This is a genomic window from Methylobacterium ajmalii, from assembly GCF_036448855.1.
Taxonomy (GTDB): Bacteria; Pseudomonadota; Alphaproteobacteria; order Rhizobiales; family Beijerinckiaceae; genus Methylobacterium; species Methylobacterium ajmalii.
This window is the reverse complement of sequence record NZ_JAZFXT010000053.1, coordinates 120,180-126,416: the sequence shown is the minus strand read 5'-3', so window position 1 is coordinate 126,416 and position 6,237 is coordinate 120,180. Positions and strand designations below refer to the sequence as shown.

At 72.6% G+C, this 6,237-nt stretch carries 8 protein-coding genes; 4 read left to right on the top strand and 4 right to left on the bottom strand.

The features are described 5' to 3' along the window. Positions 1 to 384: autotransporter outer membrane beta-barrel domain-containing protein (locus V3T34_RS22310; RefSeq protein WP_331369288.1), on the top strand; the 384-nt coding region annotated here is incomplete at its 5' end. Between the two features lie 137 nt (positions 385 to 521). On the opposite strand, the gene V3T34_RS22305 is transcribed toward V3T34_RS22310, so the two are convergent. Continuing rightward, positions 522 to 722 carry a hypothetical protein gene (locus tag V3T34_RS22305; protein ID WP_305077402.1) on the bottom strand — a complete coding sequence of 67 codons (201 nt, stop codon included), beginning with the start codon at positions 720 to 722 and terminating at the stop codon, positions 522 to 524. Between the two features lie 362 nt (positions 723 to 1,084). Here V3T34_RS22305 and V3T34_RS22300 point away from each other — a divergent pair, with 362 nt between their 5' ends. Together V3T34_RS22300 and V3T34_RS22295 are read left to right on the top strand one after the other, a co-directional pair. Next, the gene (locus V3T34_RS22300) at positions 1,085 to 2,458 is read left to right on the top strand and encodes an MFS transporter (protein ID WP_091887805.1); all 1,374 of its coding nucleotides are present in this window, start codon (positions 1,085 to 1,087) and stop codon (positions 2,456 to 2,458) included. Positions 2,459 to 2,621: 163 nt separating this feature from the next. Further along, a complete protein-coding gene (locus tag V3T34_RS22295; RefSeq protein WP_407942752.1) occupies positions 2,622 to 4,271 on the top strand; it encodes an OFA family MFS transporter in 1,650 nt (549 codons plus the stop codon). Between the two features lie 69 nt (positions 4,272 to 4,340). On the opposite strand, the gene V3T34_RS22290 is transcribed toward V3T34_RS22295, so the two are convergent. Next, complete coding sequence (locus V3T34_RS22290; protein WP_305077400.1) at positions 4,341 to 4,517, bottom strand: hypothetical protein; 177 nt, start codon at positions 4,515 to 4,517, stop codon at positions 4,341 to 4,343. On the opposite strand from V3T34_RS22290, the gene V3T34_RS22285 reads away from it, so the two are divergent. Beyond that, complete coding sequence (locus tag V3T34_RS22285) at positions 4,516 to 5,142, top strand: hypothetical protein (RefSeq protein ID WP_305077399.1); 627 nt, start codon at positions 4,516 to 4,518, stop codon at positions 5,140 to 5,142. The genes V3T34_RS22290 and V3T34_RS22285 overlap by 2 nt on opposite strands. A 349-nt stretch (positions 5,143 to 5,491) precedes the next feature. Here V3T34_RS22285 and V3T34_RS22280 read toward each other — a convergent pair whose 3' ends face one another. Further along, the gene (locus V3T34_RS22280) at positions 5,492 to 5,665 is read right to left on the bottom strand and encodes a hypothetical protein (RefSeq protein WP_305077398.1); all 174 of its coding nucleotides are present in this window, start codon (positions 5,663 to 5,665) and stop codon (positions 5,492 to 5,494) included. 109 nt (positions 5,666 to 5,774) lie between these two features. Continuing rightward, complete coding sequence (locus V3T34_RS22275) at positions 5,775 to 6,191, bottom strand: SWIB/MDM2 domain-containing protein (RefSeq protein WP_060849975.1); 417 nt, start codon at positions 6,189 to 6,191, stop codon at positions 5,775 to 5,777. Positions 6,192 to 6,237 lie beyond the last annotated feature (46 nt).

Below are 6,237 nucleotides of genomic sequence, written 5' to 3'. Positions count from 1 at the left end.
ATCGACCGCGACCGGTTCGCCGAGACCGGCGGCGTCGCGGCGCTGAGCGGCGCCTCGCGCCTGTCCGAGATCCCGACCCTGACGGCGGGCGTGCGCGGGCAGACCGAGGTGGATCCGGGCCTCGGCGCCCCGGTGTCGCTGCACGGTCTGGTGGGCTACCGGCGCGCGTTCGGGGACGTGATCCCGACGGCTTTGCTGGCCTTCGGGACCGGCCCGAGCTTCGTGACGGCGGGGATCCCGATCACCCGGGACGCGCTGGTGGCCTCGGCGGGGATGGACCTGCGGGTGTCGGCGGCGGCGACGCTCGGCGTGTCGTACACCGGCCAGGTCGGATCGCGGGCGGAGGATCACGCGGTGAAGGGCAGCTTCACCTACCGGTTCTGAGCCCGAGGACGGACCCGGTGGCGGGCGCGGCGCGAGCCGCGCCCGTCATCGTTCGTGGAGCTTCCTGCGGCAGCCGTTCGAGCCCCCGTCCCCTGCAGAGGCGAGAGGGATTTGAGACGCGGGTCCTGCGAGGCAGCTCACGCCGCCCGGCGATCCGCCACGGGGCAGCGGGCCGGGCCCCCCTCGTCGTCCGTGGTCCAGCGGCAGACCGGACGGCCGGTCTCGGGATCGAGGGACCAGGTGGCGCGCAGGACGGCATTCGCCGGCACGGCGGGAGCCGCGGGCAGGCGCACGGGAAGCGCGCCCTTCGGCGCGAAGGGCAGGATGGTGGTGGTCATGATGCACCTCTCGGGGGCGGCCGTCCGCGCGGCCGGCGCCCACGAGAGAGCGCCCGATCAGGCGTCCCTGCGAGAAGCGGCCGGCACGAACGGCGCGGTCGATCGACTGTGACTGTCGCTCGGCATGGGGTTGATGGTTCCTGGATGGGCGTGGCGGGGCGACGACGCGCCCGTCGCCACGCGGGCTCCCTACACCCGTGGGCCGGCGTGTCAACGGGTTTGCCGGCACCCGATGTGCAGCATCTCCGCCCACCGTGCAGGGCGGGGATGAGGCCGAACGTGGTGCGGCGGCACCGGCTTTGCGTTAGGCCTACGCGCGGTGCGGCGGGGGCTCGGAGGCTCCCGCCAGGGAGGCGGCACGGATGACGGGCGCGGCGGGGCCGATGACGGCGGAGGTGGCCGACGGCCTGCCGACCCGGGCGAGGCTGTGGGCGATGCTGGCGATCGGCATCGCCATGTCGATGGCGGTGCTCGACGGCGCCATCGTCAACGTCGCCCTGCCGGTGATGGCCAAGGACCTGCAGGTCTCGCCGGGCGCCGCGATCTTCATCACCAACGGCTACCAGCTCGCGGTCACCGCCGCCCTGCTGCCGCTGGCCTCGCTCGGCGACATCCTCGGCTACAAGCGCGTCTACTGCACCGGCCTCGCGCTGTTCACCGCGGCCTCGCTCGCCTGCGCGCTCGCCGGCTCGCTGCCGGTGCTCGTCGCCGCCCGCATCGTCCAGGGGCTGGGCGCGGCCGGCATCATGAGCGTCAACATCGCGCTCGTGCGCTTCGTCTACCCTCACCGGATGATCGGGCGCGGCGTCGGCACCATGGCGCTCATCGTGGCGATCGCCTCGGCGGCGGGCCCGAGCGTGGCGGCGGCCGTACTGTCGCTGACGAGCTGGCCCTGGCTCTTCCTCGTCAACGTGCCGCTCGGCCTCGCGGCCCTGACGCTCGCCACCCGGATGCTGCCGGTCACGCCCCGCAGCGGCGCCCGGTTCGATGCCTTGAGCGCACTCCTCAACGCGCTGTTCTTCTGCCTGCTGATCACCGGCGTCGACGGGCTCGGCGAGGCGGGACGGGGCGGCACGGCGCTCGGCCTGCTCGCGGCGGCCGGCCTCGTCGGGATCGCCTTCGTGTGGATGCAGGCCCGCCTGCCGGCCCCGCTCCTGCCGATCGACCTCCTGCGCATCCCGGTCTTCGCGCTGTCGATGGTGAGCTCGGTCTGCTCGTTCTCGGCCCAGATGATGGCCTATGTCGCCCTGCCCTTCTACTTCCAGGACGTGCTCCATCTCTCGAGCACCCAGACCGGTCTGCTGATGACGCCCTGGCCGATCGCCATCGCGGTGATCGCCCCCTTCGCCGGCCGGCTAGCCGACCGCTACCCGCCGGGCCTTCTCGGCGCCATCGGACTCGTCGCCCTCTCGGCGGGGCTCGCCCTGATGGCCGCCCTGCCGGCCGACGCCTCGCCGCTCGCGATCGCCTGGCGGCTGACGCTGTGCGGCCTGGGCTTCGGGCTGTTTCAGTCGCCCAACAACAAGGTGATCATCACCAGCGCACCGCGCGAACGCAGCGGCGGCGCGAGCGGGATGCAATCGACCGCCCGGCTGCTCGGCCAGTCCCTCGGCGCCGCGGTCGTCGCGGTGATCTTCGGGCACCTGCATGCCGGCGGCACCGCGACGGTGCTGTGGCTGTCGAGCGCGCTCGCGCTCACCGGCGCGCTCGCCAGCGGATTGCGAATCCGGCGCTGAGACCAGCGTCGTCGCGCACCGCCCGATCGCAATCCCGTCCCTCCGCACAGACGACGCAACGATGTGGGCGGACGCGCCGCGCCGGACGCAACGACTATCCGGGATGAAGATCCTGTCCTAAACGTGCAACGCCAACGGCCCGACACGGGGCCGGAACGGGAGGATGGTCATGGATGCACGCGTCGTCGATCGCTCGCCGGGCGCGCCCGGCCTCCTCGACCGCGAACGCATCGTCGCCCGCGCGGGATTCAACCGCTGGCTCGTGCCGCCGGCGGCGCTCGCGATTCACCTGTGCATCGGCATGTCCTACGGCCTGTCGGTGTTCTGGCTGCCGCTGTCGCGGGCCCTCAGCCTCGGCCAGCCGGCCCCGGCGGCCTGCCCGGAGATGGGTTTCCTGACCGCGCTCGTCACCACGACCTGCGACTGGCGCGTCAGCGACCTCGTCCTGACCTTCTCGATCGGCATCGTGATGCTCGGCCTCTCGGCGGCCCTGTTCGGCGGCTGGCTCGAGCGCGCCGGCCCGCGCAAGGCCGGGCTCGCCGCCGCCTTGTGCTGGGGCGGCGGCTTCCTCGTCGCGGCGCTCGGCGTCTTCCTGCACCAGCTCTGGCTGATCTGGCTCGGCATGGGGCTGATCGGCGGCATCGGGCTCGGGCTCGGCTACATCTCGCCGGTCTCGACCCTGGTGAAGTGGTTCCCGGACCGGCGCGGCATGGCGACCGGCATGGCGATCATGGGGTTCGGCGGCGGCGCGATGATCGGTTCCCCCCTCGCCGACATGCTCATCACCCGCTTCAAGGGCCCGGACGGCGCCGGCGTGTGGCAGACCCTTGCGCTGATGGGCGCGGGCTACCTCGTGGTGATGCTCTGCGGCGCCTTCGGCTACCGGGTGCCGCCCGCCGGCTGGCGGCCGGACGGCTGGACCCCGCCGGCGGCGGGCAACCGGATGATCACCAGCGGCCACGTCCACCTGCGCGACGCCCACAAGACCGCGCAGTTCTGGCTGCTCTGGGCGATGCTGTGCCTGAACGTCTCGGCCGGGATCGGCGTGCTGGCCCTCGCCTCGCCGATGCTCCAGGAGATCTTCGGCGGCGCGCTGATCGGCCGGCCCGACCTCGGGCTGGCGCAGCTCGATGCCGGGCAGAAGGCGCAGGTCGCCGCCATCGCGGCCGGCTTCGTCGGCCTGCTCTCGCTGTTCAACATCCTGGGCCGGTTCTTCTGGGCCACGCTGTCCGACCGCATTGGCCGCAAGCTGACCTACGCCACCTTCTTCGCGCTCGGCTGCGCCCTCTACGCCGCCGCGCCCTGGGCCGCCGGCATCGGCTCGCAGGCCCTGTTCGTGCTGTTCTTCTGCGTGATCCTGTCGATGTACGGCGGCGGCTTCGCGACGATCCCCGCCTACCTCGCCGACGTGTTCGGCACCCAGTTCGTCGGCGCGATCCACGGCAGGCTCCTCACCGCCTGGTCGACGGCGGGCGTCGTCGGCCCGTTCGTGGTCACGGCGATCCGGCAGGCCCAGGTCGATGCCGGCGTGCAGGGCGCCGCCCTCTACGGCCGCACGCTCCTGATCCTCGCGGGCTTCCTGGCGGCCGGGTTCGTGGCGAACCTCCTGGTGCGGCCGCTCGCCGAGCGCTGGTTCATGCGCCCGGCGGACGCCCGGTCCGGCGGCGCGGTCGCGGCCGATCCGTCCGGCTCGTTCGGGATCGGCCGCGGCGGCCTGACACCGGTAGCCCTCCTCGCCTGGGCGGCTGTCGGCCTGCCGATTCTCTGGGGCGTGTGGATCACCCTGTCGAAGGCGCTGATCCTGTTTCGCTGACGGAGCGGCCCGCCACCCGCGAGACGCGACGAACGTGCGGCGACTCGCACGGGGGCCGGGCCCCGCTCGTCACAGGCGCTCGGCCCGGACGGCGAGGCGCGCAAAGCTCACGATGCTGGCCGCGCCCGCGACGACGCCGCCGAGCCCCAGGGCGAGCGTGGGGCCCCGGCCATTCGCCAGGTCGAAGCAGGCGGCCACCAGGGCGGCCCCGGTGCTCTGGCCGAGCAGCCGGGAGGTGGCCGCCATGGCGCTTGCACCAGCCGCACGCGCGGGTGGTGCGCTCGTCATGAGCGCGCGAAGGTTGGGCGCCTGGAAGACGCCGAAGCCGGCTCCGCACGCCGCCATCCGCCATCCGCCACGCGATGTCGCCGAGGCCCGGATTCGACGGGAGGGCGGCGAGCAGACCCAGGCCAAGGCCGAGGCCCATGAGCCCGATCCCGCCGAGCAGGCCCGAGGGATAGCGGTCCGAGAGGCGCCCGGCCAGGGGAGCCACGAGGGCGACCGCGACGGTCCATGGCACCATCAGGAAGCCGGCCTCGAACTGGGAACGCCCGAGCGCCTGCTGAAACAGGAACGGCAGGGCCACGAAGGCGAGGCCCTGCGCCACGAAGGCACACGCGGCGGCGGCCGCAGAGAGGGCGAAGAGCGGGCGCGTCAGCAGGTCGACGGGCAGCATCGGAGCCGGATGGCCGGCCTGCCGCCGAAGGAGCAAGAGGCCGAGGACCACCGCGCCGCCGAGTTCGGCACCGTTGCGCCAGCCCGGCCCCTCGTGGGCGATCTCGCCGAGCCCCAGCACGAGAAGGGCGACGGTGACGACGGCGAGGACCGCTCCGGGCGCGAGGCCGCATCGCCGAGTTCACCGCCCGCCTGAACGCCGCCTTCCCCAGAGGAAGTGACGCGAATGCCGTTGCGGCGGGTTTGAGCACCGAGGGTTTCCGCCCGATCGGGCCGTGCAGGGACAATCCGCGGAACGAGCGCGCCGGCTTCGAGCAGCGGGGTGGCGGCATCGCCGGGCCGTATCCGGTCTCGGCCCTCGCCGCCTGAAGGCGCAGGGAGAGCGGGCGGGTGGAATGGATCGAGGGATAGTCTCGTATCGGGCTCCCTGACCGGCCGTGGACGAACATCCCTGAGAATTCATCCGGGCGGCGCGAAGGACCACTCGATGCCTATGTCCGTCACCTGTCGGCAGCGCTCACCATCGCGCGAAAGGCCGTGGCGGATCAGGGAGAGGATGTGGCGGCCTCGCAATCCCGCCGGCCGCTCGCCATGCAGTCCTCGCGGATCGATTCCCGGCGCAGGACGCCGGCGAGCCAGACGCAGGCGACCACGAGGACGGCCAGGAAGACGAGGGCGGTGAGGGCGCGGCCGCGGCCGGGATCGGGAGGCCTAATCATCGGCGCGCGCGCGGGCCCGGGCGATCGGCCGTCCGGAAGCGCGGATGGCCGCTTCGAGCGGCCATCCGGGAGGAGCGACGGACCGGAGGAAGCCGGTGGCCGAGCAATATTACTTCAGGTGCTGCGAGAAGTACTTGTTCATCTCGAACATCGTCGCCTTATCCTTGCCGAAGACCTTCTTCAGCTTGTCGTCGGCGAGGATCTCGCGCTTGTTCTCGGGGTTCTGGAGCGAGTGCTTGCGGATGTACTCCCACACCTTGCTCACCACCTCGCCGCGCGGGATCGGGCTGTCGCCGACGATGGCGGCGAGCTCGGGCGTCGGCTGCAGGGGCTTCTGCAGGGCGTTGGGCTTGTCGCCGGATTTCGGCGCCGCGACCTTCTTGCCCTTGGCCGCACCCTTCGCCTCGTCGGCGGCGTCGTCCTTCGCCGTGTCCTTGGCGGCCGCCTTCGTGGCCTTGGGAGCGGCCTTCGGGGCGGCTTCGGGTTCGGCCTTGGTCTCGGCCTTCTTGGTGGTCTTGATCGCCATCGGTCTTCTCCGGTCTGCAACCCGTCTCCCAGGGTCGAAGAGTGGA

Bases quoted from the DNA above. Each gene is read 5' to 3' on its own strand.
- V3T34_RS22290 (WP_305077400.1), bottom strand. From the start codon at position 4,517: ATGGCGGCCACCTCCCGGCTGCTCGGCCAGAGCACCGGGGCCGCCCTG.
- V3T34_RS22285 (WP_305077399.1), top strand. From the start codon at position 4,516: ATGGCGCTTGCACCAGCCGCACGCGCGGGTGGTGCGCTCGTCATGAGC.
- V3T34_RS22280 (WP_305077398.1), bottom strand. From the start codon at position 5,665: ATGATTAGGCCTCCCGATCCCGGCCGCGGCCGCGCCCTCACCGCCCTC.
- V3T34_RS22275 (WP_060849975.1), bottom strand. From the start codon at position 6,191: ATGGCGATCAAGACCACCAAGAAGGCCGAGACCAAGGCCGAACCCGAA.
- V3T34_RS22305 (WP_305077402.1), bottom strand. From the start codon at position 722: ATGACCACCACCATCCTGCCCTTCGCGCCGAAGGGCGCGCTTCCCGTG.
- V3T34_RS22300 (WP_091887805.1), top strand. From the start codon at position 1,085: ATGACGGGCGCGGCGGGGCCGATGACGGCGGAGGTGGCCGACGGCCTG.
- V3T34_RS22295 (WP_407942752.1), top strand. From the start codon at position 2,622: ATGGTCATGGATGCACGCGTCGTCGATCGCTCGCCGGGCGCGCCCGGC.